Source organism: Flavobacterium sp. (assembly GCF_044373165.1).
GTDB lineage: Bacteria > Bacteroidota > Bacteroidia > Flavobacteriales > Flavobacteriaceae > Flavobacterium.
Genome location: NZ_JBILQL010000030.1, coordinates 1 through 24,920, shown reverse-complemented (window position 1 = coordinate 24,920; position 24,920 = coordinate 1). Strand labels below are relative to the sequence as shown.

Sequence of the window (24,920 nt, the reverse complement as noted above, 5' to 3'; positions counted from 1 at the left end):
ACTTCTTCACCGGTACCGCAAGCATGTGATTTGACTAGGTTTTCTTGAAGCTGTGATAAATGCTCATTAGAAATCTTAACATTGCACAACGAACCAAATCCGGTGTTTATTCCATAAATCGGTGCATCATTAGCAGCCATTTTTTGATCTAAATAATCCCTGCATTGTTGGATATTGATTTTAGCTTCTTCAGAAAGAGCTAAAGTTTTGTGTTCTGAAATAATCTCTTGTAAAGTCTCTAATGTCAATACTTCCGTACTGATATAATGCGAATGCTCCATTTTTGGTTGGGATTAAAAGCCCAAAATTCCGCAAACGATTGTTAAAAAGCAACAATTTTGAATAGTATTTTTTGAGAATTTATTAAAAAAATAAGCTTTGCAATATTGATACAAATAAAATCCTATTGGTTGGAAATATTTATTGCGATATTCTCAAAAATTTAAGGAAACCTTTTTTAATACCTAAAAAGTCATACATTTGAAAACCATGATGCCAACAGTAGCCAAATACTCTTTCTCTTCTACAACCAATACTTTGGTTGCTTTTTTGGTTGCAACCACATCAACAACTACAACCCCGTTTGGGGTATAATTATTACATATAATCCTAATACGTGAGCTTTCCAATGGAAAGCAAATAATTGTATGTAAATTACAAATGGACAAAAAACAAAAAACAAATAAATCACAAAAAGGTAATTTCCAATACCGATGTTTCGGGACAAACCATAATGTAACTCATTTGAAAATTTGAGATTTGAGGTTTTATTGGAACTTGGAATTTAAACCTTTGGAATTTAAATCAAAATCATGATAGTATTAAAATTTGGCGGTACTTCGGTGGCCAATGCCGAAAATATTTCAAAAACCATAGCGATAGTAGCCAACAAAAGCAAAGAAAACCAACTAGCAGTAGTGGTATCAGCCTTTAGTGGTGTAACCGATTTATTAATTTTGGCTGGAAAAACCGCTTCGGCAAAAGACAAGGGTTATAAAGAAATTGTCAGTCAAATCGAGAAAAAACACAAAGACGCTATAGATGAACTGATTCCGTTAAGTGACCAAAGCGAAATTATCGACATCATTAACGGCAACATCAACCATTTAAAAACTTTATTAGACGGTTGTTATCTTTTAGGCGAATTATCAAACAGAACCGCGGATATTGTGGCCGGTTTTGGCGAATTGTTATCTTCACAAATTATTGCGGTAGCACTAAAGCAAAAAGTCGGAAACTCCACTTTCAAAGACAGCCGAGAGGTGATTAAAACCAATTCCAATTTCGGAAAAGCAGCCGTTGATTTTGAAGTCACCAATGAATTAATTGCCAATTATTTCAAAAACAATACAACTCAAGTCACTTTATTTCCGGGCTTCATCGCTTCCTCTTTAGTTGGAAATACAACTACGCTTGGTCGAGGCGGTTCCGATTATACCGCAGCGATTATTGCCGCAGCAGTTAAAGCCGAAGTCTTAGAAATTTGGACTGATGTCAACGGTATGTTCACCGCGAATCCTAAAAGCGTAAAACAAGCCCAACCTATAGAAACCATTTCCTATCAGGAAGCGATGGAATTGTCCCATTTCGGGGCCAAAGTGTTGTATCCGCCAACGATTCAGCCGGTTTTAAAAGACAACATTCCGATTTTCATCAAAAACACTTTTGAACCGGAAGCTTACGGAACGTTGATTTCCAATAATCCGGAAGCCTCAAACAACCCTATTAAAGGAATTACCCATATTGATCATATTGCTTTGCTGACTTTAGAAGGTTCAGGAATGGTAGGAGTTGCGGGTTCCTCTAAACGTTTATTTGAAGTATTGTCAAACGAAAATATTAATGTAATTTTTATCACCCAAGCGTCTTCAGAACATTCCATTTGTGTCGGAATTCTCAGTGCCGATGCTGACAAAGCCAAATCCGCAATCGACAAAACTTTTGCTATGGAAATTGCACAAGGCAAAGTAGATCCTTGTATCGTTGAAAAAGACTTATGCATCGTAGCGCTCGTGGGCGAAAACATGAAAAACCACCAAGGCATCAGCGGAAAAATGTTTAGCACTTTGGGCAAAAATAACGTCAACATTCGAGCCATTGCGCAAGGCGCTTCAGAAAGAAATATTTCGGTAGTCATCAATGAGAAAGATGTAAAGAAAGCCTTGAATACACTACACGAACGCTTTTTCGAAGACAATACCAAGCAATTGAATTTGTTTGTTATGGGCGTTGGAAATGTAGGCGAAAAGTTCATAGATCAAATCAACCAACAAAAGAAATTCTTAAAAGAAAACCTGAAAATTAATGTGCGTGTCATCGCTTTATCCAATTCGCGTAAAATGGTATTTGATGAAGATGGCATCAACTTAAAAGATTGGAAGGAAACTTTAAACAATGGTGAAAAAGCGAATCCAAACGACTTTATTTCCCGCACCAAAGATTTAAATTTACGCAACAGCATCTTCGTTGACATCACGGCCAATTATGATATTGCGAGTATTTATGACCAATTCTTGGGGCAAAATATTGCCGTAGTAACATGTAATAAAATTGCCTGCTCGTCTGAATATCACAATTATAAAAACCTCAAAAATTTATCTCGAAAATACAATGCGCCCTTCTTGTTTGAAACGAATGTTGGCGCCGGATTACCCATCATTGATACCCTAAAACACTTAATTGCTTCCGGTGATAAAGTCAACCGTATTAACGCAGTTTTATCCGGAAGTTTAAACTTTATTTTTAATAATTTCAGTGAAACTTACAACTTTCATGACGTAGTAAAAGAAGCAGGTGTTCAAGGATTTACAGAACCTGATCCGAAAATTGATTTAAGTGGTGTTGACGTAGCCCGAAAGATATTAATCCTCATCAGAGAAAGCGGATACCAAATGGATATGGAACAAATTGAAAACAATTGTTTCTTGCCGGACGAATGTATGAAAACCAACAACAATGAAGATTTCTTTACTTCACTAACGAAGCACGAAAGTCATTTCAATGCATTATTACAAGAAGCCAAAGCCAAAGATTCGCGCATCAAATTTGTGGCCAGTTTCGATAATGGTAAAGCGTCGGTTGGCTTACAATTTATCCCTAAAGAAAGTCCGTTCTACAACTTAGAAGGCAAAGACAATATAGTCGAATTTTACACCGATCGTTACGTAGACCAACCGTTAATCATTAAAGGTGCGGGTGCCGGAGCTGCGGTAACCGCTTCAGGTATTTTTGCGGATGTGATTCGAATTGGAAATGTATAATTAAGGCGCTAAGGTACTAAGGTTCTAAAGTACCAAGAAAACCTCAGAACCTTAGACCCTTAGCGTCTCAGAACCTTAGAAAATGAACGAAATCAAAATATTCTGTCCTGCCACCATCGCCAACCTCAATTGCGGGTTTGACGTATTGGGCTTGTGTTTGGATGGTATAGGCGACGAAATGGTGATTCGGAAAACAACCGAAAAAGGCATTCGCATTACCCGAATTACCGGTGCCGATTTACCCTTGGAAACCGAAAAAAATGTAGCCGGTGTTGCGGCTTTGGCCATAATCAATGCTGCTAATCCGGATTGTGGTTTCGAAATCGAAATCCATAAGAAAATAAAAGCAGGAAGTGGTATAGGAAGCTCATCTGCCAGTGCAACCGGAGCGGTTTTCGGGATTAATGAATTATTGGGTCATCCCTTTACTCGTCAAGAATTGGTTGACTTTGCCATGAAAGGCGAAGCTCTAGCCAGCGGTTGCGAACATGCCGACAATGTAGCGCCTTGTGTTTTGGGCGGATTTACCTTGGTTCGAGGCTATAATCCATTAGATGTAATTAAAATTGAAAGTCCGAGTGAATTATACGCCGTAGTCCTGCATCCGCAAATTGAACTCAAAACTTCTGATTCAAGAGCAGTGCTTTCCCCTACCGTTTTACTGAAAGATGCCATAACCCAATGGGGCAACGTTGGTGGATTAATTGCCGGTTTATATACCAAAGACTATGGACTTATCGGCCGTTCTTTGCAAGATTTTATCATCGAACCACATCGTAAAAAACTGATTCCGGGATTTGAAAATGTAAAACTTGCCGCACTTGATGCCGGAGCCTTAGGTAGTGGTATTTCGGGCGCCGGACCTTCAATATTTGCGTTGTGTAAAGGACAAGATAAAGCCGAAAAAGTGGCTTACGCTATGAGCAGCAGTTATATCGAAGTTGGCATTGCTTTCGATATGCATGTTTCAAAAGTGAACGACGAAGGAGTTAAAAGAATTACGAATTAAGAATTATGAATTATGCACTATTTCAGTTTAAATAAGAACGCACCGAGAGTAAGCTTTCAAGAGGCCGTAATTCAAGGATTAGCACCCGACAGAGGTTTATACTTTCCGGAAAACATAACGCCTTTACCACATTCCTTTTTTAAAAATATAGAGAACTTAAGTCAAGAGGGAATCGCATTTGAAGCTATCAAGCAATTCGTAGGGGATGAAATTCCGGAAACTGAGCTCAAGCAAATCATAGCCGAGACACTTTGTTTTGAATTTCCTTGTGTACCGGTGGAAGAAGATGTTTTCTCGTTGGAACTTTTCCATGGTCCAACCATGGCTTTTAAAGATGTCGGTGCCCGATTCATGTCGAGGTGCTTGGGCTATTTTAATCGTAATGATGATAAAAAAGTGACCGTTTTAGTCGCTACTTCAGGCGATACCGGTGGTGCGGTTGCCAGTGGGTTTTTAGGCGTAAAAGGGGTTGAAGTCATTATATTATATCCTTCAGGTAAAGTGAGTGAAATACAAGAACGCCAATTAACTACACTTGGTCAAAATATTAAAGCATTGGAAGTAGACGGCGTTTTTGACGATTGTCAGGACATGGTCAAAAAAGCCTTTTTAGACGATAGCTTAAGACACAAAAATCTAACCTCTGCCAATTCCATCAACATTGCCCGATGGTTGCCGCAAATGTTTTACATCTTCTTTGCGTACCAACAATTAAAAAAACACAACAAACCTCTCATACTATCTTGTCCGAGTGGCAACTTTGGCAATATTTGTGCCGGCATTATGGCCAAACGATTAGGCTTACCTATCTCCCATTTTGTAGCTTCAACCAATGCCAATGATACTGTGCCTCGTTTTTTAGAAGTTGGCAATTACCAACCCAAACCTTCGATTGCTACTATTTCGAACGCAATGGATGTTGGAAATCCAAGCAATTTTATCCGAATCCAGCAGTTGTATCGATTCGATTTAAAGGAATTTGAAAAAGACTTTTCCTCCTACTCTTTTACCGATTCCGAAACTGAAAAGGCTATCAAAGATATATATACCCGAACACAATACATCGCAGAACCACACGGTGCTGTTGGTTATTTGGGTCTGAAAAAAGAAATGGCCAAAAATCCCGAAAGTATTGGCGTTTTTCTGGAAACTGCCCATCCGATTAAATTTTTAGATGTGGTTGAATCTTTATTGGACTTGAGATTGCCAATACCTAAACAAATTGAAAGCGTTTTGGAAAAAGAGAAAGTGTCAGTAAAGATTAAGACTTACGAGGATTTAAAAACGTTTTTATCCTAATTCAGGAATGAAAATAAAAGCCAACCTAACCGTATTAGTATTGTTTTTGGTTCATTTCATTTTGGCTCAAAACGATAATATCAACACTGCTAAAAAGATTTTGGTGGCGCCGGATTTAAACGTCATAACTTATCTAACAGAAAACGATAGCACTATTTATTACAATGAAGACGAGCCTTTAACTAAGTATTTCCACCTTGAACTGATTGATCAAAAAAGGTATAACACCCAAAAGAAAAAGGCCGTTTCTTTCCTTTTAACCAATACTACTGTACACAAAAAAGTGAACGGTACCATTACTTTACCGTGCCAAAAGAAGACCGTTACCTTTACTGATCTTCCCTCGCAAGAAGAAACCCATCGCATGTATGAGTATATCGGAGAAATAACCGTACTCAACTCCCATGTGGTTTACGGGATGTATTGGGAAGACTACGACTATAAATTAATCGATAAAACAAGCGGAGAAGAAATTAAAGTCTTTGTCGACTTTCCAAACATTTCAGCTGATAAGCAAAAAATTCTTTGTCTTGGCGCCAATGTCTATGAGAATACCGCCGATTTGGATTTTTATACAATTGACAAGAAAAAGATCGTCCAAAAAATGAATGCCGCTTTCAAATACTGGATGCCTGCAGGCGATAGTAACGATATGTTTTGGAGTACCGATGGATACTTCTATTTGCCGGTTGTAGCTTCAACTAATTATTGGAAACCTGACGGGAATTTAAATGACCAATGGCAATACCTCCGAATCAAACCTTTGCCTTAGATTCGTTAACGATATAAAATAGCATTTCATGAGAAGTGATTTCTCTTATATTTGTTGAAAATTTTACCCAATGAGAAAAATTACTACTCTATTAGCCTTCTTTCTTATCCTATCCTCTTGTGGTGTTCGCCAAACGCGTGATATGTTGACTTCAGGAGATTACGACGCTGCTATTCAAAATGCAGTGGAAGGTTTACGAGGCAACAAAAACGCCAAAGGCAAACAAGATTACGTTTACATGCTCGAAGAAGCTTTTGCCAAAGCCAAAGAACGTGATTTACGCAACATTGACATTTGGTTTAAAGATGCCAATCCGCAGAATTTAGAAAAAATATACGAGACCTATGTCCAACTCAACGCACGCCAAGAACGCATTCGCCCGATTTTACCGGTTCGCTTATTGAAAGAAGGTCGCGAGGCGATTTTTCCTTTTGACGATTATTCGGACCAAATTGTTAGCAGTAAAAATGCTTTAGCCAAATACTTATACAACAATTCCAAAGCGCTTTTGGCCAATAAAGACAAAATGGTCGTGCGTCGTGCCTATGACGATTTGGTGTATTTGCAAAATTTGAGTCCGGGATTCAAAGACACCGACAAACTCATCGAAGAAGCTCGGATGAAAGGATCTGATTTTGTGAGTGTGTATACAAAAAACGAAACGAATATGGTGATTCCGATTCGCTTGGAAAACGATTTGTTGGATTTCAGCACTTATGGCTTAAACGACAAATGGACGGTATACCACAGCAATCGTGTCAAAGGCATCGATTACGATTACGGTTTGGTAGTGAACTTCCGCCAAATCAATATCTCACCCGAACAAATAAAAGAACGCGAGCTGCAAAAAGAAAAGCTGATTAAAGTAGGACTCAAAAACCTACTCGATGCCAACGGTCAAGTGGTAAGAGACAGTTTAGGCAATCCGATTAAAGTGGATGATATGCGCACCGTTCGCGCTACGATTTACGAATTCTCCCAATTCAAAGCTTGTCAAGTAACCGCCAAAGTGGATTACATAGATTTTAAAACCAATCAGCTGTTGCAAACTTTTCCTTTGGCTAGCGAATTTACTTTCAACTATATGTATGCCAAATTACGTGGCGACAGACGCGCTTGTGATGAAGATTATTTTCAATACTTCGACCGAAGAGCTGTGCCTTTTCCTTCCAATGAGCAAATGGTATTTGACACCGGCAACGATTTAAAAGCCAAGCTTAAAGACATCATTACCCGAAACCGATTCAGGAGATAAACAAAAAGCCGTCAATTAAAGACGGCTTTTTTTATCGGATAAAGTTGTTATACAAAATCAACCAACTTCGTGGCGTCTATACTCTCGTGTGAACGATCGTAAATGGCTTTGCCGTCTTTAATGACAATTAACTGTGGCGATTGATGGAAAACATTGAATCGATTGGCAATTTCGTTAGAAATATCGCGGTGTTCCAGCAAGTCTAAGTAATACAGGATTACTTTCCCTTCTAAATCAAACTCCTGTTCAAACTGACGCAACGCCATTCGACTGATGCTGCAACGTGTGCTGTGCTTGAAAATAACTACCGGTTTTTCGGTCGATTCGTTTACGATTTCGTTCAGCTGACCCAAATCGGTTAACTCGCGCCAAGCCATATTGCTTTCATGCTTAGCGTCATCCGAACCACCAAAAATATTTTTAAATAAACTCATAATCTTATCCCTATTAACTTATCTCTCATTTTCAAGTCATAACGTCATCATAAACGCCAAACTGTCTATAACATCCACAAAGATAATTAAAATAATCAGCCATTTTGTCGGCATTTACAAGGTGGAATACAAATTGACGACAACTACTTGAAGTTTTCAAAACTTTTATCCCAAACAACGCAAAAAAGAACAATACACTATGAACACAAACAACTTTACTATTAAATCACAAGAAGCCATTCAGCAAGCGCAACAAATTGCCCAAGGCTTCGGTCACCAACAAATCGAAAACGAGCATATCATCAAAGGTATCTTGGAAGTCGATGAAAATGTGACGCCTTTCATCCTGAAGAAACTCAACGTCAATGTCGATTTATTCCAAAAGATACTCGACAGTACTTTACAAAGTTTCCCTAAAGTTTCGGGTGGCGATATCATGCTGTCGCGTGAAGCTTCCACCACTTTAACCGAAGCGAATATCATTGCCAAAAAAATGAACGACGAATTCGTCTCGATTGAACATTTACTATTGGCCGTTTTTAAATCGAAGAGCAAAGTCTCCCAAATTTTAAAAGACCAAGGCGTCACCGAGAAAGGCTTGGAAGCGGCTATAACCGAAATCCGCAAAGGCGAAAGAGTTACTTCTGCTTCTGCCGAGGAAACCTATAATGCTTTGAACAAATACGCTAAGAATCTCAACGAATTAGCCCGTAACGGTAAACTCGATCCGGTAATCGGTCGCGACGAAGAAATCAGACGCGTGTTGCAAATCTTAACCCGAAGAACAAAGAACAATCCAATGCTGGTCGGAGAACCCGGCGTGGGTAAAACCGCTATAGCCGAAGGTTTGGCACATCGTATAGTGGACGGTGACGTACCGGAAAATTTGAAAGACAAAATCGTTTATTCACTCGATATGGGTGCGCTGATTGCCGGAGCCAAATACAAAGGTGAATTCGAAGAACGCTTAAAATCAGTGGTGAAAGAAGTAACTTCAGCCGAAGGTGATATCGTATTATTCATTGACGAAATTCATACACTCGTAGGCGCCGGCGGTGGTGAAGGTGCAATGGATGCGGCCAATATCTTGAAACCTGCTTTAGCTCGAGGAGAACTAAGAGCTATCGGTGCCACAACATTAGACGAATACCAAAAATACTTCGAGAAAGACAAAGCTTTAGAGCGTCGTTTTCAAAAAGTGATGGTCGACGAACCCGATACCGAAAGTGCCATTTCCATCTTGCGCGGGATTAAAGAGAAATACGAAACCCATCATAAAGTCCGCATCAAAGACGATGCGATTATTGCGGCGGTAGAATTATCGCAACGTTATATTACCAATCGTTTCTTACCGGATAAAGCAATCGACTTAATGGACGAAGCGGCTTCTAAATTGCGCATGGAAATCAATTCCAAACCCGAAGAACTCGACGTATTGGACCGAAAGATTATGCAATTGGAAATTGAAATTGAAGCGATTAAACGAGAAAACGATGAAACAAAGCTAAAAGGTTTAGGTTTAGACTTGGCCAATTTAAAAGAAGAGCGCAACGAAATCTTTACCCGATGGAAATCGGAGAAAGATGTCGTAGACAATATTCAAACGGTAAAGCAAGAAATTGAAGACTTCAAACTCGAAGCCGAACGTGCCGAACGCGACGGCGATTACGGTAAAGTAGCCGAAATCCGTTACGGAAAAATCAAAGAAGCGCAAGAACAATTGGATGCTTTGCAAACGCAATTGGCCGAAAACCAAGCCGGAAGTTCTTTGATTAAAGAAGAAGTCACTCGAGAAGACATAGCCGAAGTAGTAGCCAAATGGACCGGCGTTCCGGTAACCAAAATGTTGCAAGGCGAAAGGGAAAAACTATTGCGCTTGGAAGATGAATTGCACCACAGAGTCGTGGGACAAGAAGAAGCGATTGAAGCAATAAGCGATGCCGTACGCAGAAGTCGTGCCGGTTTACAGGACATGAAGAAACCTATTGGTACTTTCCTATTCTTGGGAACTACCGGTGTGGGTAAAACCGAATTGGCCAAAGCTTTAGCCGAATATTTATTCGATGATGAAAACGCCATGACACGTATCGACATGAGTGAGTACCAAGAACGCCACAGCGTGAGTCGATTGGTAGGTGCGCCTCCGGGTTACGTGGGTTACGACGAAGGTGGGCAATTGACAGAAGCTGTAAGAAGAAAACCGTATTCTGTTATCTTGTTAGATGAGATTGAAAAAGCGCATCCGGATACTTTCAATATTTTGTTGCAAGTATTAGATGAAGGCCGATTAACCGACAACAAAGGGCGCTTAGCCGATTTTAAAAACACCATTATCATCATGACTTCAAACATGGGAAGTCACATCATACAAGAAAAGTTTGAAAACCTTAAAGGAAGCATCGAAGCTGCTACGGAAGCTGCCAAAGCAGAAGTATTAGGCTTGTTAAAACAAACAGTTCGTCCGGAATTCATTAACCGCATCGATGAAATTGTAATGTTTACGCCATTGACTGAAGCCAACATCAAACAAATTGTTGGGTTACAGTTGCAAAGTGTGACCAAAATGCTGGCCCATCAAAACATCACTATGGACGCCACACCGGAAGCTATTACTTATTTAGCCGAGAAAGGTTATGACCCACAGTTTGGCGCCCGACCGGTAAAAAGGGTTATCCAACGCGAAGTACTGAACCAGTTGTCTAAGGAAATCTTAGCGGGTAAAGTCACCACGGATAGCATCATCTTATTGGATTGTTTTGACGGACAATTAGTGTTTAGGAATCAAGTGGTTTAAATGAAGGTACATAGATGCAAAGGTACTAAGGTACTGAGCGTTTAAACCAGAATATATAAGGTTGGTTGTTTTGAAAATCCCCAATAGTCATTAGTGCTGTTGGGGATTGTTATTTTTAAAAAAAACTCCCTACTCGGTGTAACTCTTACTTCTTTCCCCTTGGATAAACATTTTCAAACTGTTGAAGTGAATGGTGAAACTGGTGACTTTCCAATATTTTTCGTCTTCTGTTTCCGGATTGGTGTACAAGTACCATAAAGTATAAGCAGCATTATCGAACCCTTTTTTGACAATAGGTTTACCGGATTCGTCGCATTCTATTCCCCAAGTAATGGCTTTTTTGGGTTGCTCATGTCGCTGATAAAACCCGCTTCCGAAAGCATTTAATTCTACCACCGGTTCGGCACCTTTGAACAAATACGTACCGGCAACAGGATAATCTATGTTGGTGGTAATATAATGAATACCGTCTTGTGCTTCAATCTTGGTTTGAGCAAAACCCATCGTAGTTATCCCTAAAAACAACAACCAAAGTACTTTAGATAATTGCATACGCTTTCCATTTAGATTTTTTTAAAATTAAAAAGGAATCTAAACCGTTCATCGACAGCTAAAAAGGAGTTATGAACATTTTTTTCAAACATTTTAAATAAAAACTTACCCATCACCTAATATCAAAAATCAATCACCTGTCTTCCCAGCATCGAACTTATTCTACAAGCAAAACCAAAATGTATTACAGCCTAAACCTTGAAATTACAGTACTTTTGCTATAGAATTAAATTAAAAAAGTAATTTTGCCGCCCCAAGTCTTTCACAATTGTTTATACCTACAACAAACAAATTGTAAAAAGCTCCATTTTGAACCCAAACTATCTGAAGAAACTTAAGTTTCAAGACCGAAAAGTTTTGCATTATACGCTTTTTGCGTGTATTATCCTTTTACAGTTTCTGGCCATATTGATATGGTATAATGAAACGGCTAATGAAGACAAACTTGATACTGCTTTTGGCAACATTGCGCAAGCCGACCGCGTTACCCATTTTACCGGAAAAATTAATTCGGCACTCCTATTGTCGCAGGATTATTTTAACGATTATATCACTAATAAAAACCAAGCATCGTTAGACAAATACTTGGCATCATTAGCGGAAACCGTTGCTATGATTGACAGTTTAAAAATCAACACCCAAAACAACGGAGAATTTCAAAAAATAATTCAGCTTAAAAACAAAACCCAGCAGGATATACTCAAAATTAAAGCTACTATAGACACTATAGTTGACCGTCAGAAATACCCTAATGCAAAAGAAGTTGCAGCACCTTTTCACTTTGACGAATTCGATTACAACAAAATTCTGGACAGCATCAAAACCAATACTTTCATTAAAGTAGACAGTATTTCAAAAAAAGGGCTTTTGGCGCGACTCATAGCCGCATTTTCGGGTAAAATAGAAATCCAAAAAGAACAGCTCAACACTATAGTCACCATGAAGTACAAGGACAAAGTGAAAACCGGTACTGTAGAAGAGCAAATGAAAAATGTTTTTTTAACCACTAATCAATACTACGAATCCGAATTCAAAAAATTAAAAGAAGCCTTTTTGCAATTGCGCGCCAAAGATTTAGAGTTGATCAAATTGAACAACGATTTACTGATGCTCAGTCAAAACACTTTACCGGTTTTCAATATTGCAGCCGATGATTTAAAGTGGAACAGCCAACAAAATCTGAAAGACCAATTCAAAACCAACAGAGCGATTCGAAGTTATTCTATAGTCGCCATTATTTTCTTGATGTTCCTCATTTCATTGCTCTTATTTGGCTTTACCCGTTTGGCATTTGCCTACGAAAAAAGGTTGACAGTAGCACAAGAAAAAATCCGACAAAACCTGAATTTCAAAAACCGTATCATGGGCATGATCAGTCATGAAATCCGATCGCCTTTGAATTTGATTGCTCTTTATAGTCGAAAAATCAGCCAAACTGTTAAAGAACCTGAAGTACAAGAAAGCTTTAAATCGATTCAATTCACGAGTCATTCACTATTGTTGTTGTCGAATCAAATTTTGGAGTATTCTAAAGATGAGCAATACCAACCCAAATTGAAGAACAGCAATTTCAAGTTGAAAAATGAGTTGACTCAAATATTATCGGCCATGCATACTTTAGTTGAAAGCAAAGGCAACAAACTTAAGGTTACAATGGCAATTGAAGAGGAAGAAGTTTACGCCGATGCTACTAAAATCCACCAGTTGTTTTACAATATTATAGGCAATGCCAATAAGTTTACCGAAAAAGGAACCATTACCGTTGCCATCAGTCAAGAAAATCCATCTGATTTTGAAACCAATCTTAAAGTCGCCATTTCCGACAACGGTCGAGGAATTGCTAAAAACGATTTAGACCACATTTTTGATTCTTATTACCAAGGTACTGTTTCGGGTGCGGTAAATGATTTAGGCATCGGATTAGGATTGAATATCTGTAAGGAAATCGTAACCCTGTTTGAAGGGAACATTACCGTTTCCAGCGAGGAAAATAAAGGTACAACGATCGAATTTAATTTAATTTTAAGTAAAGCCTAAACAAAGTATTCCATTTTGAATTATCTTTAGAATATCTCGTTAGCCAATCCAATTAGTATCTTAAATTTTGAATGCCAATGAAAACAAATTTGCCTCATACTTTTCTAATTGCAGACGATCACAGCATTGTCAGACAAGGCATTACTTTAGTCATCAAGGAATTGTTTTTTAACACCAAAATACACCACGCCGGTTCCTTCAAAGAAACGCTCAAAACCTTGCGCGAAATCAAGATAGATTTGCTGATTTTAGACATTAACTTTCCCGATGGAAACAGCTTGACGATACTATCCGAAATCAAAGCTTTACAACCAGATTTGAAAATATTGATTTTTTCAGCCTATGACGAAGACATCTATGCTTTGAGATATTTAAACGCCGGAGCTTCGGGCTATCTCAACAAAGGTTGCAGTGAAGACGAAATGAAGCAAGCCTTACGGAGTATGATGGTATCCGGAAAATACATTACTCAAAATATCAAAGACAGAATTTTAGATTCTTACATCAGTAAAAAACCGATTAATCCCTTAGAACAATTGTCTAATCGTGAAGTCGAAGTGGCTCGATTACTCATCAAAGGCTATGGCAATATGGAAATTGCCGAACTACTCAATGTCAAGAAATCTACGGTCAGCACTTTTAAAAACAGGATTTTTGAAAAACTAGAGATTGATAATTTGGCCGATTTAATCGACTTCTTTCAACTGTATAACTAAAGCTATACTAAGTATTTAGCATTGTCTTTGTCCCCAAAAAAAACAAGCCTTAGCAACCTTTAAACGGTTGCTTTTTTTGTCGAAGCAATTCTACAAAAAAGCCTTGTCAATTCTACAAATCAGAGGGTTTTAGTGTTTTAGATTTGCCTTCAGATTCAGGGTCAAAAACTTTATTAAAATAAAGTGACTTTACAATCACAACAATTGAATTGTGGTTAGTTTTTATTTAATAATTGTGGGAAATTCCGAAAATCCTTTGGAGTGCTTTTAAAGCATTCAAAACGCTTAAGGATTTAATCGGAATTAAAAAAGGAGATTTATAAAAACCATATAGCTGATAATTTCGAATATTACTAAAGACCCAAACCATGATGCAGAAGAAGAAAATAGCAATAATAAGCTATCTGACTATTTTAGGATGGGCTTTCGCCTTTATACAATACCAAAAAGGAGCAAAGTCTTCATCGACTAAGTTTCATTTGGAGCAATCGTTAGGTCTGGGAATTATAGTAATTACAACAAACTTTATTTGGTTGTTGTTGTGGCTTTTAGATCGTTTTTTAAAATAATGTTGATTATCAATAACATGGGATTGGTTATACTTTGGATAGCCGGTTTGATTTGTGCCTACAATGGTGTGAGACTGCCATTGCCGGTTTTAGGGTTTTATTTCAAAGATAAATTTGGTTTTATCCAATAGTATACCTTCCCATTTTTTTGAATTTCTATTTGCAAAACCTAAATCTATGATTGACCAAATAAACCAATTAATTGCTTTAAACCTACAGCTTTTTTTTAATGCTGTCAATAAGCAGTTAAGTCTCAAAGATTTTAGAGACTCACAAAGGAAGCCAATTACAGGAGCAAAAATATTAGCCGATATCATGCAACAAAAAGAATTGATTCGAGTAAACTCTTCAGAAACACTAACCTACGAATTAACAGAGTTTGGGCTAAGTATTTGCTTGCATGGCGGTTGGGAAACACACTTGGAAAAATTAAATAAAATCAGTCATACATTACCTAAAACTGAAAAAACAAAAACAATCCCCGATGGAAAAAAATTGGAAAAACCAATTTTAATTGCTGCCGCTTTGCTAATCCTACTAGCAATGGTTATTATTTGCAGCTTGTAGCGCACCTGTTTGCCCTAATACAAACATTTCCTTAACGATTCATTTCGCTAAGGATTTTTTTGTTTTTAAAAAGTGCTGTTTTTCAGGTGTTTGAGTCGGCTTTTTAAAATTTAACAATTGTTCAGGTAGGGAAATATGCTAAGCAATTGTTTTCATACCAACTTATAACTTTTATTACTATGAAAAACTTAAAAACATTTTTGGCTCTTTTTGTCCTATTAACGGTTATGGCTTCGTGTTCAAATGACAGCGGAAGTTCAGAAAATTCAATGAAAATTTTAGCTAGAGGAGTTTACAATCCCAATGCTGCTAACAGAAATGCCAACGGGGCAACTTTGAACAATAACGTAGTATTATCTTCGTTCAAAATCAATTTAAAAGAAATTGAATTCGAATTTGCTGAAGGTTCTGACGACGACGACGACGATTCATCAGACGATGACGGTTTTTACAATGGGGATGAAGAATTCGAATTGAATGGTCCTTTCGAATTGGATTTGTTAAACCAAAATGCTGTAGTAACAACAGTAACCATTCCGAATGGCACCTATGAGGAAGTGGAATTCAAACTACATAAAAGTACCAACGCCAACTCTCCGATGTTTAATAAATCCATTGAGATTACCGGAACTATCAATGGTACGCCATTTGTATTCTGGCATACAATAGACGAAGACTTTGAAATTGATTATGAAGATACTAATCAAAATTTGGTAGTAAATAACAACTCTTACGATATCGTATTCAATTTTGATTTGAACCAAGTATTGAGCTTAGTAGATTTAAGCAGTGCTCAAGATGGTGATGGTGACGGAACTATCGAAATTGGTCCGAATGACACCGATGGCAACCAAGCCTTGGCTAACCAAATTGCCAACAGTTTAGAAGAGTCTTGTGACTTAGACGATTAATGTTAATTTTTGAGATTATTGTTAGGAAAAGCCTCAACCGTAAATGGTTGGGGCTTTTTTTTTATCTTAGCTTTGTCCAAAAATCACTTTTTATGAAAAATTTTGTTTTATTGCTGGTTGCATTAACTTTTTCCACTGTTGCCTATTGTCAAAATACAGACGAAGCATCTATTACCGGTACTTGGAAAGTTAAAAAAGCAACTGCCTTAAAAAATTCAGAAAAACCCGAAACCCAAGAGTTGGTGACCGGATTTCAAAAAGCTACCTACCATTTCAACGCCGATCACAGTTTTAGTTTTGAAACCAAAAGCAAGTCAAAAATGATGCAACAACTGGAAAAAATGTTTCAAAAAAACCAATGGATATTCGACAAAAAGAAAAAGCAAATCAAAGTTGGGCTCAAAAAAGAAGGCTATTCCAACATTACTTTTATCATCAAAACAGACGGAAAGAAAGTAATTTTCCTGATTGAAGATGCCCAAATTGAAATGTTGATGAAAAAAGTATAATGCAACATCGTTAATCTCTAAAACATTGAAAACATTAAGACCGTTTAAAGAATTCATCAGCTATATCATTTTCATGGTTGTATTGCTATTACTCCTTTGGTGGATGGAATTCCGTTTTTTAGTATTGCAAAATGACTACGAAGTTTACATGGGATTCTTGGCGGTATTCTTCCTGCTTTTCGGGGTTTGGTTGGCCACTAAAATTTCAAAACCAAAAATAAAAACCATTGTTATTGAAAAAGAAATTCGCATTCCGGAAAACGAATTCATGTTGAACGAAACCGAACGCCAACGAAGAAATATCAGCAAACGAGAACTCGAAGTGCTGGCATTAATGGCGCAAGGGATGAGCAATCAAGAAATTGCATCAAAACTGTTTGTATCCTTAAATACCGTAAAAACACACAGCACCAAACTCTTTGAAAAACTCGAGGTAAAACGAAGAACTCAAGCTATAGAAACCGCCAAAAAATTACAACTCCTTCCTCCTACTTTAGTATGATTTTATAAAAATCACCCGAAAGTATGAGTTGAAAAACCAAGCAAAAACCAACCTTTGCCAACTAATCAAAAACTATTTAATATGAAAAACACTATTCTTAAATACGGACTTATAGCCGGACTTATTGTGGCTGCTTTAATGGGAATTACTGCAGCTGTTTACGTACACAATCCCGATTTTGATTTGGGCATGGTATTTGGCTACGCCGGTATGTTGGTTGCTTATACCTTTGTGTTTCTGGGCGTAAAAAACTACCGCGACAAGCAAAACGGCGGCTTTATTACATTTGGCAAAGTATCCAAAGTCGGCATGCTAATGTCACTATTAACCGCGACCGTTTATGTCAGGACTTGGATGATAGAACACCATTATATATTTCCTGACTTTATGGAAAAATATGTTGAAAATTCTATTGTGAAATTAGAAAAAGAAGGCCTACCTCCGGCAGAATTTCAAGCGAAAAAAGAAGAAATCCTCTATTACAAAGAACTTTATAAAAACCCGTTGTGGATTATTCTTTTCACTTATATGGAAATTATGGTTCCTATCGGATTGTTAGCACCGGTAATCACTGCGGTAATTTTGAAAAGAAAGCCGACCGCTGAAGCCCAAGTGTAAAAGTATTTCGATGTAACTTTTAGAATCCTCAATATTTTTTTGAGGATTTTTTTTATATTTATGAATTCGTATAAAAAATGATGCAACCCGATATTCTACAGTACAACAACCATCAAACTCAGGAAGAGCAAATTATTTGTCATCAGTTAGCTGAAATGATTAACCAAAGTTTACCCGAAGCGGAAAGCAAAATTTGGCACGCACACCCGGTGTGGTTTCTTGAGGGCAACCCAATTGTAGGTTACAGTAAATTAAAAAGCGGCATCCGATTATTATTTTGGAGCGGTGTAACTTTTGAAGAAAAAGAATTGAAACCGGGAAGCGGAAAATTCAAAGATGCTTCTATAACATACACAACTGCTGAACAAATTCAAAACGAAGATTTACAACGTTGGCTCCAAAAAGGACAAGAAATCCAATGGGACTATAAAAATATAGTAAAGCGTAAAGGCGTATTGGAACGATTGAAATAACTAATAGCATTAATACAAGTTCACTTTATGAGACTCACTATAGCACTCCTTTTTCTTATTTTAAATTTGAGCTTGGCTCAAAACACTTCACTTTACAACGAACCGTACCGTCCGCAATTTCACTTTACACCACCGGCCAAATGGATGAATGATCCAAATGGTTTAGTATACCTCAACGGTAAATACCACTTGTTTTACCAATATTATCCTGACGGTATTGTTTGGGGACCAATGCATTGGGGACATGCCGAAAGCACTGATTTATTGCATTGGAAACATTTGCCTATAGCCTTGTATCCCGATAAACTCGGTTGGATATTTTCGGGTAGCGCTGTAATCGACAAAAATAATACTGCCGGTTTTGGGAATAATGCGATGATTGCGATTTTCACCTACCATAACGACGAAATTTGGAAAGCGGGAAAAAAGAATACCGAAAGTCAGGCGTTGGCTTACAGTTTGGACGAAGGCAAAACTTGGACCAAATACAAAAACAATCCGGTATTGAACAATTTGGGTGAACAAGATTTCAGAGATCCGAAAGTCTTTTGGCACGGCGAAACTTCAAAATGGATTATGGCCTTAGCTGTAGGCGATAAAATCAAACTCTTTTCTTCTCCCAATTTAAAAGAATGGCAAGAAGAAAGTGTTTTCAAACCGATAGAAAAAGATACGGAATTAGGTGTATGGGAATGTCCGGATTTGTTTCCTATGAAAACGGCTTCGGGTGAAAGCAAATGGGTAATGATCATCAATCATGGTGATAAAGGTCCGAATGGCGGTTCGTGTACACGCTATTTTATTGGCAATTTCGATGGAAAAACCTTCACCAAAACCCAAGAAGCAAAATGGTTGGATTATGGCACCGATTATTATGCAGCCGTTACTTTTTCGAATGTACCGAATGACAAGAAAATCCTTCTGGGCTGGATGAGCAATTGGCAATATGCCACTAAAGTACCTACAGATGTTTGGCGCAGTGCGATGACCATACCAAGAGAATTAGTGTTAATCAAAGAGGGCAAGAACTATCATTTGAATCAAAAAATGATTGCACAATTTTCCGGCTTAACCAAACCGGTTTTCAATCAGAAAGAAGTTAGCACACCTTTCGAGAAAAAAGAAATCGATTTATCGCAAAGCGAAGTTACTTTTGATTTTAGCCAACCCACTGATGCTATTATTTCGTTAAGTAACAGCAAAGGAGAAATTTTCACTATCACAATAGCAGGAAGTATAGTCGTGACAGACCGAAGCCATTCGGGACAAAAAGACTTTCACGAGAGTTTTGCGACCAAACCACAAGTCATGCCAATTGAAGACAAAATCTCTTCTGTTCAATTAATTTTAGACAAATCTTCGGTAGAAATTTTATTGAATGACGGAAAATATTCTATGACGAATTTACTTTTTCCTACCGAAAGTTTTACAGAGTTTAAGGTCATTACAAAGGACAAAATAACGATGCAAAACTTTACCATTAAAGCTGTAGCAAGTATTTGGAAATAAAAAAACGCCAACTTTATTAAAATTGACGTTTTACATAGATTTCTCGTACATTATTGCACGGCTAGTAAAGCATTAATATTACCATAGCCGTACGCCGAATTTTTAGTTGGATAATAGGTTGCTGATTGGCGTAATTTATTCAACACCTGTGTTCTGGTCCAAGTCGGGTTTTTAGCCCATACCAAAGCCGCTATTCCAGCTGTAGTAGCAGTAGCCACTGAGGAACCACCAACATAATCCGATTGGTTATCGTAGTAACTGGTTACCGGAACTGTATTCCCGGAAGCATTGCGTTGCATGGCTACCGTAAACTCTATTTTGCCACCGGTATGACAAACGTCACAAGCTTGGTTAGAAGTACCTTCTTTCACTCCGGTTACCGCCACTGTTTCAGCCATAGATGCCGGGAAAATTACTCCAACGAAAGTGGTAAAACTGGTTGAAGTTCCTCCGGCACAGAAAATCAATTTGCCTTTGTTATAAGCATATTTAACGCCATCTGAAATCTTACCAACTGAGAAAATGTGACCCATCGACATGGAAATTATTTTTACATTGTTGTTATTACCCAAAGCCGTAAACGCATTTTTAACACCGTTTTGTTCGTGATAACCGTCGAGCACCACATTGGATGCTGCTCTGTATGTCACTAAATTGGCATTATAAGCCACACCTACCGGCAATCCGTTGTCATTACGAGGTGCAGCGGCTACCGAAGCCATACTGGTTCCGTGACCACATTGGTCATTTGGTCCGTCGGTTCCTGTTGACCAAGGCCAAATAGAATCAACATATACGCCAAACTTTTGAATGGTTCGGCCTGAAGATAATCCGTCATTGAAACTACTGCCCAATAAAGTTTGATTAGGAGACGTTCCGGTATCTACAATTCCGATAGTAACACCTGCACCGGTACTGAAATTCCAAGCACTCGGAATGTTGTGCTGATAGAATGTCCACGGCGCTTTGGCATTGGGCGTTATGGTGGTATAATCGGCTGTATTTAGTGTGGTAGCATCAAATCCGCAACCTGAACTGGTGCTTGAAGAATCTGATTTTTCAACACTACCGCTTAAGGCATAATATTTAAAATCGCTCGGTTCGATGTAACGGATAAATTTGCTTTGTCGTAGTGCTATTAAAGTTTCTTGTTTCTTAATCACTACATCTATTAAATTCAAATACGAATCGGCATTAATAAGTATCTCCGACAGAGTCTGACCTTCATATTTTTGAATAATCGATAACAATTGCTTCTGAACATTAGCATTATTGGCGCTCTTACTCCTATCAAAATCCTCGCTGTTGTTCCCAAAACCAATGGTAACGATATGTTGACCGTGGACTGTAGCGCTCCAAAGCATGTGCGTTGAAGCGTCTTTCCAATTAAAAGAACCCTTTGTTTGCAGGGATTCATCAATTTTATTTTTAACTTCTATGGCCGACATTGGGGTGCGTTGTGCATCGCTAATAACCATGTTGCTTTCATCCAAACTTTCGTCTTTACTACAAGAAGACATTAAAAACAATAAAACAAGGGTAGTTTTTAGTAATCTGTTTAGCATATTTATAAAATTTTAATAATACAATTACGAATATACCAAATTAAGCTACTGTTTATCGGATTGTTAATAAATAAAAAAACCTGCAATAAAATGCAGGTTTTCATAACTAACTTGATTTAATAACTATTATAATTTTCCGCTTTTAATTTCTTCAACTATCTCCGGATTCAATAAGGTTGTAATGTCGCCAAAGTTAGAGAAGTCACCTTCTGCTATTTTTCTTAAAATACGGCGCATGATTTTACCTGAACGCGTTTTAGGCAAACCGGAAACAAACTGAATTTTATCTAACTTGGCTATTGGACCGATTTGGTCGGAAATCAATTGGTTGATCTCTTTAGCTAAATTTTCTTGGTTACGGCTTTCTCCTATTTCTTTTAAAATCACAAAACCATACAAGGCATTTCCTTTGATGTCATGCGGGAAGCCAACAATCGCACTTTCTGCTACCGCCGGATGTTCGTTAATCGCATCTTCTATTGGTGCCGTTCCTAAGTTGTGACCCGAAACGATAATCACGTCGTCTACTCTACCGGTAATTCTGTAATACCCAACTTCATCGCGCAAAGCGCCATCGCCTGTGAAATATTTACCCGGAAAAGCAGTGAAATAGGTTTCTTTATAACGCTGGTGATCGCCCCAAATGGTTCTGGCAATAGAAGGCCATGGGAATTTGATACACAAACTTCCGGTGACTTGATTGCCTTCGATTTCGTTGCGCAATTCATCCATCAATACGGGTTGAATACCCGGTAATGGTAGCGAAGCGTAGGTTGGTTTTGTTGGGGTTACAAACGGAACAGGTGAAATCATTATCCCTCCGGTTTCAGTTTGCCACCAAGTATCTACTAATGGGCATCGCTTTCCGCCTACGTGGTCGTTGTACCAGTGCCAAGCTTCCTCATTGATAGGTTCGCCTACGGAACCAATCACTTTTAATGAACTCAAAGGATACTTTTGAACGTAATCCAAACTCTCTTTAGCCAAAGCACGAATGGCAGTTGGTGCGGTATAGAATTGGGTAATCTTGTGCTTTTCAATGACTTCCCAAAAACGACTGAAATTAGGATAAGACGGAACGCCTTCAAAGATTACTGTAGTGGCACCGTTTAATAATGGTCCGTACAAAATATACGAATGTCCGGTAATCCAACCGATATCGGCCGTACACCAATAAATGTCGTTTTCTTCGTAGTTAAAAATATTTTTAAATGTATAAGCCGTGTATACCATATAACCTGCGATGGTATGCACCATTCCTTTAGGTTTTCCGGTGGAACCCGAAGTGTATAAAATAAACAACGGATCTTCGGCATCCATAATTTCGGCTACATTGTTAGGAATAGCTTCATCTAATAAAGGTTGTAACCAAAGATCACGGCCTTCTTTCATGTTCACAGCGGTATGGGTTCTTTTAACTACCAATACTTTTTCAACGGTTGGGCATTTCTCTATAGCCTCGTCAACAATGCCTTTGAGGTCGATGGATTTATTGCCACGATAACTACCATCAGAAGTGATAACCATTTTACATTCGCAATCATTAATACGTGCCGCAACTGCCGAAGCAGAGAATCCGGCAAATACTACCGAGTGAATGGCTCCGATTCGAGCACAAGCCAAAACGGCTACCGCCAATTCAGGAATCATGGGTAAATAAATACAAACACGATCGCCTTTTTGAACGCCTTGATCGCGTAAAACATTGGCTAATTTGGACACACGAGCATACAATTCATTATAAGTAATATGTTGTGCTGCTTCGTCGGGATTATTGGGTTCGAATATGATAGCGGTTTTATCACCACGGCGGGCTAAGTGTCGGTCGATACAGTTTTTGGTGATGTTGACTTTAGCATCCACAAACCATTTAAATTGGGCTTGTTGGAAATCAAACTCGAATACTTTATCCCATTTTTGGTACCAAGTAAAATTCTCATCGGCAATTCGGTCCCAAAATTTACGGGGTTCACGAACCGATTTTTTATACATTTTGAAGTAATGCTCCAAATTTAATATTTTGTAATAACTCATTGTAAATCTTCTTTTATTATCGTTTTGTTATGTAAATATAAATATTCTATTGGTGTGGTGTTTATTTTTCTTGCTAAATAGGTATAGGTGAAAATATGGAGAAAAGGAAAGAGGTAAGGAAAGAGGAAAGAGAATAGAATAGAGAGAATAGAATATAGACAGAATGTGTTTAAAGACAATGCCTCTATTTTCTATGCTCTATTGTCTTTTATTTAAAACTCCCAATTTTCGCTAGCTCCAACACTTCTTTTATTTCGTCAATAATGGCTTCGTCATCAATGGTAGAAGGAATTTGGAAATTATCGCCATCGGCTATGCTTCGCATTAACTTTCTTAGAATTTTACCCGAGCGTGTTTTAGGCAAGCGATTCACTACAACCACATCACGCAATGACGCTACGGCTCCGATTTGTTCGCGCACTAACTTTACCACCTCATGTTGCAATTGGAAATGTTCGATTTCTTCGCCTAATTTGGTTACGACCAACGCTAGCGGAATTTGTCCTTTTAAATCATCATTAATGCCAATGACAGCACATTCGGCTACAGAATGATGGGAAGCGACAATTTCTTCCATTTCGGCGGTGGATAATCTGTGACCGGCGACATTAATCACATCGTCTACTCGACCGGTGATAAAAATATAATCGCTTTCGTCTTTGAATCCGCCATCGCCTGAAAAATAATAGCCTGGGAATTTTTGCAAATAACCCGCTTGAAAACGGTGATTGTCATTCCAAATATCGAGTAAAGTTCCCGGTGGCAAAGGCAATTTGATGACCACATAACCTTCTTCATTTGGACTTAACTCCAGACCATTCTCACCTAAGATTCTAATATCATAACCCGAAACCGCTTTGCCCGAAGAGCCCGGTTTGATAGGCAAATATTCCACTCCCATCATATTGGCAATCATAGGCCAGCCCGATTCGGTTTGCCACCAGTGGTCGATGGCCGGAATCGGAATATGCTCGCGGTACCATTCTAATGTCGCCACATCACAACGCTCACCTGCCAAGAATTGTGTTCGCAAACACGACAAATCGTATTGCTTGATAAATTCCCCATTAGGGTCTTCTTTTTTGATAGCTCTTATGGCTGTTGGCGCGGTAAACATGACGCTGACTTTATGCTCGGCTATCACTCGCCAAAACGTGCTCGCATCAGGGGTTTTTATTGGTTTTCCTTCGAAAACTATGGTTGTATTTCGGTTGAGTAATGGTCCGTAAACAATATAACTATGGCCCACAACCCAACCCACATCGGAAGCGGCCCAAAAAACTTCTCCCGGTTGTACACCGTAGATTTTTTGCATAGAAAATTTCAAAGCCGTGACATAACCGCCGGTATCGCGCACTATTCCTTTGGGCTTTCCGGTAGTTCCTGAGGTATATAAAACATACAATGGATGGGTAGATTCCACCGGAACACAATCGGCTTCTTCCGAGCCATAAACTAAAGCATCGTAATCCACGTCGTATTTTTTAAAAGGAATTCTCGCTCCCAGTTTACGATTGAGCACTACTACTTTTTTA

At 38.3% G+C, this 24,920-nt stretch carries 22 protein-coding genes; 16 read left to right on the top strand and 6 right to left on the bottom strand.

What is annotated here, in order from left to right; all coding sequences use genetic code 11:
- On the bottom strand, positions 1-281 hold a 281-nt coding region (locus ACIQ32_RS05985), incomplete at its 3' end, for an aromatic amino acid lyase (RefSeq protein WP_396194784.1).
- A gap of 531 nt (positions 282-812) precedes the next feature.
- Between ACIQ32_RS05985 and thrA the strand changes: the two genes are divergently transcribed.
- From thrA to ACIQ32_RS05960, 5 genes are all read left to right on the top strand, one after another.
- Entirely contained in the window at positions 813-3,260 is a 2,448-nt protein-coding gene (gene thrA / locus ACIQ32_RS05980) for a bifunctional aspartate kinase/homoserine dehydrogenase I (RefSeq protein WP_396194783.1), read from the top strand.
- A gap of 82 nt (positions 3,261-3,342) precedes the next feature.
- Entirely contained in the window at positions 3,343-4,269 is a 927-nt protein-coding gene (locus tag ACIQ32_RS05975; RefSeq protein ID WP_396194782.1) for a homoserine kinase, read from the top strand.
- A gap of 12 nt (positions 4,270-4,281) precedes the next feature.
- Positions 4,282-5,568, top strand: coding sequence for a threonine synthase (gene thrC / locus ACIQ32_RS05970; RefSeq protein ID WP_396194781.1), 1,287 nt, complete (start codon positions 4,282-4,284; stop codon positions 5,566-5,568).
- 7 nt (positions 5,569-5,575) lie between these two features.
- Positions 5,576-6,340, top strand: coding sequence for a hypothetical protein (locus tag ACIQ32_RS05965; RefSeq protein WP_396194780.1), 765 nt, complete (start codon positions 5,576-5,578; stop codon positions 6,338-6,340).
- 70 nt (positions 6,341-6,410) lie between these two features.
- Complete coding sequence (locus ACIQ32_RS05960; protein WP_396194779.1) at positions 6,411-7,595, top strand: hypothetical protein; 1,185 nt, start codon at positions 6,411-6,413, stop codon at positions 7,593-7,595.
- 47 nt (positions 7,596-7,642) lie between these two features.
- Here the strand turns inward: ACIQ32_RS05960 and ytxJ are convergent, their stop codons facing one another.
- Positions 7,643-8,029 carry a bacillithiol system redox-active protein YtxJ gene (gene ytxJ / locus ACIQ32_RS05955; RefSeq protein WP_396194778.1) on the bottom strand — a complete coding sequence of 129 codons (387 nt, stop codon included), beginning with the start codon at positions 8,027-8,029 and terminating at the stop codon, positions 7,643-7,645.
- A 199-nt stretch (positions 8,030-8,228) separates the two neighbouring features.
- On the opposite strand from ytxJ, the gene clpB reads away from it, so the two are divergent.
- Positions 8,229-10,823, top strand: a complete 2,595-nt coding sequence (clpB, locus tag ACIQ32_RS05950) for an ATP-dependent chaperone ClpB (RefSeq protein ID WP_396194777.1) — start codon at positions 8,229-8,231, stop codon at positions 10,821-10,823.
- Between the two features lie 129 nt (positions 10,824-10,952).
- On the opposite strand, the gene ACIQ32_RS05945 is transcribed toward clpB, so the two are convergent.
- The gene (locus ACIQ32_RS05945; protein WP_396194776.1) at positions 10,953-11,375 is read right to left on the bottom strand and encodes a hypothetical protein; all 423 of its coding nucleotides are present in this window, start codon (positions 11,373-11,375) and stop codon (positions 10,953-10,955) included.
- 309 nt (positions 11,376-11,684) lie between these two features.
- On the opposite strand from ACIQ32_RS05945, the gene ACIQ32_RS05940 reads away from it, so the two are divergent.
- The 10 genes from ACIQ32_RS05940 to ACIQ32_RS05895 all read left to right on the top strand — a co-directional run bounded on the left by ACIQ32_RS05940 (position 11,685) and on the right by ACIQ32_RS05895 (position 19,786).
- Positions 11,685-13,412: a sensor histidine kinase gene (locus ACIQ32_RS05940; protein ID WP_396194775.1), complete on the top strand. Its 1,728-nt coding sequence runs from the start codon at positions 11,685-11,687 to the stop codon at positions 13,410-13,412.
- Between the two features lie 77 nt (positions 13,413-13,489).
- Positions 13,490-14,128, top strand: coding sequence for a response regulator (locus ACIQ32_RS05935; protein WP_396194774.1), 639 nt, complete (start codon positions 13,490-13,492; stop codon positions 14,126-14,128).
- Between the two features lie 568 nt (positions 14,129-14,696).
- A complete protein-coding gene (locus ACIQ32_RS05930; RefSeq protein WP_396194773.1) occupies positions 14,697-14,828 on the top strand; it encodes a hypothetical protein in 132 nt (43 codons plus the stop codon).
- Between the two features lie 46 nt (positions 14,829-14,874).
- Positions 14,875-15,264, top strand: coding sequence for a hypothetical protein (locus tag ACIQ32_RS05925; protein ID WP_396194772.1), 390 nt, complete (start codon positions 14,875-14,877; stop codon positions 15,262-15,264).
- 179 nt (positions 15,265-15,443) lie between these two features.
- Entirely contained in the window at positions 15,444-16,175 is a 732-nt protein-coding gene (locus ACIQ32_RS05920) for a hypothetical protein (protein ID WP_396194771.1), read from the top strand.
- Positions 16,176-16,267: 92 nt separating this feature from the next.
- Positions 16,268-16,684 carry a hypothetical protein gene (locus ACIQ32_RS05915; protein WP_396194770.1) on the top strand — a complete coding sequence of 139 codons (417 nt, stop codon included), beginning with the start codon at positions 16,268-16,270 and terminating at the stop codon, positions 16,682-16,684.
- Positions 16,685-16,709: 25 nt separating this feature from the next.
- Positions 16,710-17,186 (top strand): response regulator transcription factor, encoded by a 477-nt coding sequence (locus tag ACIQ32_RS05910; protein WP_396194769.1) that lies wholly within the window; start codon positions 16,710-16,712, stop codon positions 17,184-17,186.
- Between the two features lie 81 nt (positions 17,187-17,267).
- On the top strand, positions 17,268-17,804 hold the full coding sequence (locus tag ACIQ32_RS05905) for a DUF4199 domain-containing protein (protein WP_396194768.1): 537 nt from the start codon (positions 17,268-17,270) through the stop codon (positions 17,802-17,804).
- A 77-nt stretch (positions 17,805-17,881) separates the two neighbouring features.
- The gene (locus ACIQ32_RS05900) at positions 17,882-18,277 is read left to right on the top strand and encodes a DUF1801 domain-containing protein (protein WP_396194767.1); all 396 of its coding nucleotides are present in this window, start codon (positions 17,882-17,884) and stop codon (positions 18,275-18,277) included.
- Between the two features lie 27 nt (positions 18,278-18,304).
- Positions 18,305-19,786 (top strand): glycoside hydrolase family 32 protein, encoded by a 1,482-nt coding sequence (locus tag ACIQ32_RS05895; protein ID WP_396194766.1) that lies wholly within the window; start codon positions 18,305-18,307, stop codon positions 19,784-19,786.
- Between the two features lie 50 nt (positions 19,787-19,836).
- Here the strand turns inward: ACIQ32_RS05895 and ACIQ32_RS05890 are convergent, their stop codons facing one another.
- From ACIQ32_RS05890 to ACIQ32_RS05880, 3 genes are all read right to left on the bottom strand, one after another.
- Positions 19,837-21,351: a S8 family peptidase gene (locus ACIQ32_RS05890; protein WP_396194765.1), complete on the bottom strand. Its 1,515-nt coding sequence runs from the start codon at positions 21,349-21,351 to the stop codon at positions 19,837-19,839.
- A 126-nt stretch (positions 21,352-21,477) separates the two neighbouring features.
- Entirely contained in the window at positions 21,478-23,385 is a 1,908-nt protein-coding gene (gene acs / locus ACIQ32_RS05885; RefSeq protein WP_396194764.1) for an acetate--CoA ligase, read from the bottom strand.
- A 208-nt stretch (positions 23,386-23,593) separates the two neighbouring features.
- A partial coding sequence (locus ACIQ32_RS05880; protein ID WP_396194763.1) for an AMP-binding protein occupies positions 23,594-24,920 on the bottom strand: 1,327 nt, incomplete at its 5' end.